Source organism: uncultured Campylobacter sp. (assembly GCF_938045775.1).
Lineage (GTDB): Bacteria > Campylobacterota > Campylobacteria > Campylobacterales > Campylobacteraceae > Campylobacter_B.
Genome location: NZ_CALIBH010000127.1, coordinates 1 through 3148 on the forward strand (window position 1 = coordinate 1; position 3148 = coordinate 3148).

The 3148-nt window shown below is 49.4% G+C and carries 3 protein-coding genes; 2 read left to right on the top strand and 1 reads right to left on the bottom strand.

Annotation, left to right across the window (positions count from 1 at the left end; translation table 11 throughout):
• Positions 1–284: 284 nt before the first annotated feature.
• A complete protein-coding gene (locus Q0238_RS04940) occupies positions 285–407 on the bottom strand; it encodes a hypothetical protein (RefSeq protein WP_297943452.1) in 123 nt (40 codons plus the stop codon).
• A gap of 137 nt (positions 408–544) precedes the next feature.
• Here Q0238_RS04940 and Q0238_RS04945 point away from each other — a divergent pair, with 137 nt between their 5' ends.
• A complete protein-coding gene (locus Q0238_RS04945) occupies positions 545–1921 on the top strand; it encodes a GntP family permease (RefSeq protein ID WP_297943454.1) in 1377 nt (458 codons plus the stop codon).
• Positions 1922–2314: 393 nt separating this feature from the next.
• Positions 2315–3148, top strand: an 834-nt coding sequence (locus Q0238_RS04950) for a glycerate kinase (RefSeq protein WP_297943456.1), incomplete at its 3' end; no start/stop codon positions are given.

The window sequence follows — 3148 nt, forward strand, 5'->3', positions numbered from 1 at the left end:
TCAAAATTCTATCATCGCCGATTGTATATCAAAAACCCTGCCGCCGCTGCCTCACCGCTACCTCCTCCACTACTGCCTTATCTCCACCGCTGCCGCAGTAGCAAGTGCCGCAAAGCCGTCCACGTCGCTCACGCCCCCAAGCCGCCAAAGCTGCGCGTAAAGCGCAAGCGCACGGCCGCCATTGCTGCGCCACGACGTCGAATAGCGATAAAATTTCCGCTGCCCGCCACGTAGCGTATCAAAGTAAACAGCGTATCAAAGCGAACGACGTAAATTTTAAAATTTTAACTGCTCTCGCCGCGCGGCACCGATAAATTCCAACCGATAAATTCCAACCGATAAATTCCAACCGATAAATTCCAACCGATAAACTCCGCTAGCCAGTCCATCATTTCCGCATAAATCATAAATTTCCATAAATTTAACGCCGCCTTTCTTGCTTTATATTAAAATTTCGCTAAAATTACCGCATTAAATTTGAGGCGCAAACGGAGTTTAAGCTTAAACCGCTTGCGGGCAAATTAAATCCATTCAAGGAGCTTTTATGAGCGGTGTTGCGTTAATCATCTGCTTCGCCATAGCGGTCGTCGTGATGATTTTTTTGATCTCCAAAGCAGGCGTTCACCCATTTTTGGCGCTAATGCTTATCTCCCTGGCGCTCGCGATCGTCGCGGGCATACCGCTAGCCAAGATCCCCGCGATTATCGGCGACGGATTCAGCGGCACGTTTAAGAGTATCGGTATCGTCATAATCTTCGGCGCGCTCATCGGCACCGTGCTCGAAAAGACCGGCGCAGCGCTCAAACTCGCCGATATGGTCGTAAACGTAGTCGGGCAAAAGCGCCCCGAGCTTGCGATGCTCATAATGGGCTGGATCGTGGGTATCCCCGTATTTTGCGACAGCGGCTTCGTCGTTTTAAACCCGATCCGAGAAGCGATCAGCAAAAAAATCGGCGAAAATCCGGTCGCTCTAGCAGTAGCGCTCTCGGGCGGACTTTATGCCTCGCACGTATTCATCCCGCCGACTCCGGGACCGATCGCCGCAGCAGGCGCCGTGGGTCTAGGCGGCAATCTACTGCTCGTAATCGCAATGGGCGCGGTAGTGTCCTTGCCGGTGCTGATCGCCACATACTTTTTTTCTAAAAAAGTCGCCAAAAGCGTCCATATAAGCGAGGCTGAAGCGAATGAAGTCATTGCTAAAAGCTACGACGATCTGCTTAAACAATACGGCAAATTACCTGGCGGATTTTTAAGCTTAGCCCCTATTTTGGTGCCGATCCTATTTATGGCGCTGGGTTCCGTCGCCAAGATCCTAAAAGTAGGCGGATTTGCGGGCGAAATTTCACAATTTTTAGGAAATCCTATCATCGCGCTAGCCTTGGGAGTAGTTTTTGCGGTATTTTTACTTGTGCAAACCAGCAAACTAGGCGAATTTAGCGAGATCACCAATGAATCCTTAAAGATAGTAGGTCCGATCCTCTTCATCACCGCAGCGGGCGGAGTGCTAGGCAAGGTCATTACCGACGCCGGCTTCGTAACCTACATCAAAGACAATGCGACTGCCATTAAAGCCGCGGGGATTTTCTTCCCGTTCTTAATCTCGGCAGTCCTAAAAACAGCGCAAGGAAGCTCCACCGTGGCGATCATCACTACAGCTTCGATTATGGGCGCATTTAACGCAGACGGCTCGCTAATGCAGGTACTGGGCTTCACCTCCGAAATGTCCGGCGCGCTCGTCGTAATGGCGATCGCAGCGGGCGCTATGACGGTTTCGCACGCTAATGACAGCTACTTTTGGGTCGTTACGAATTTCAGCAAGATGAACCCGCAGCAAGGCTACCGCACACAGACTATGCTAACCCTAATTATGGGCATTACGGGTATGATCAGCGTGTGGATTTTGTCGCTGTTTTTGATATAGGCTAGCTTATTTAGCCGCTACAGCGCTAAATCAGTGCGGAGCGCTACGAGCATCTACCAGCGGCTAGCTACATAAAATTCTTTAAATTTACGTAGCTAGCCCGCGTCGCGCAAATGCCTTAGTATTAAAATTTCGCTTAACATAGTTTTAAATTTACACACAAAGCCTCAAGGAGCGAAATTTTAAAATTCTATCGCTACTGAATTTTAAAATTTAGCCGAAATTCTATGGCTTACAGAATTTTAAAATTCCACGACATGAAATTTTAAAATTTACCCCATAAATTTGGCAACGAGATTTTAAAATTCTACTCTTGCTTCAGTCTTGTCATCGTAAATTTAGTCTACGCGCTGTAAAATTCCAAAATTTTAAAATACCAGCTAAAGGAAAAATATGAAAGTTTTAGTCGCGATCGACTCGTTTAAGGGCTCGCTTAGTTCGCTTGAGGCGGGCAACGCCGTAAAATCAGGCATCGAAAAGCTAGGCTGCGAGGTGCTCGTCAAACCTATCGCAGATGGCGGCGAAGGAAGCGTTGAAGCCCTTGCCGACGCGCTAAAAGCTAGGTTTATGGACGTCATCGTAGCAAATCCATTAGGCGAAAAAACGCCCGCGCGCTACGCCTTAAAAGGCGAACTAGGCATCTTAGAAATGGCGTCCGCATCGGGTCTGCCGCTCATCGAAAAATCGCGCCGCAATCCGCTAAAAACGAGCACTTATGGCTTTGGCGAGATGATAGCACATGCGATCGCGCACGGCGCGCGAAAGTTTATCATAGGCATCGGCGGAAGTGCTACGAATGACGCGGGCATGGGTATGCTACGCGCGCTCGGTTTTAAATTTAAAGATGCAAATGGCGCAGAGCTTGCGGGAGCGGGCGAGGATCTGATTAAACTCGTCACAATAGATTGCACTTCGGTGCTACCACATCTTAAAGAGTGTGAGTTTCTTATCGCCTGCGACGTGGATAATCCGCTTTTTGGCGAAAACGGCGCGGCATATATTTACGCTCCGCAAAAGGGCGCGGATGCGGCGATGGTAAAGCAGCTCGATGCAGGGCTTATAAATTTTGCAAGCGTCGTAAGCAAACACCTCGGACGCGAGCTTTGGAATAGTCCCGGAGCAGGAGCTGCCGGCGGGCTAGGCTTTGGCTTTGTGAGCTTTCTAAACGCAACGCTTAAGCCGGGCATCGACATCATCACCGAAGAGATCGGGCTAGAGCGCGATATG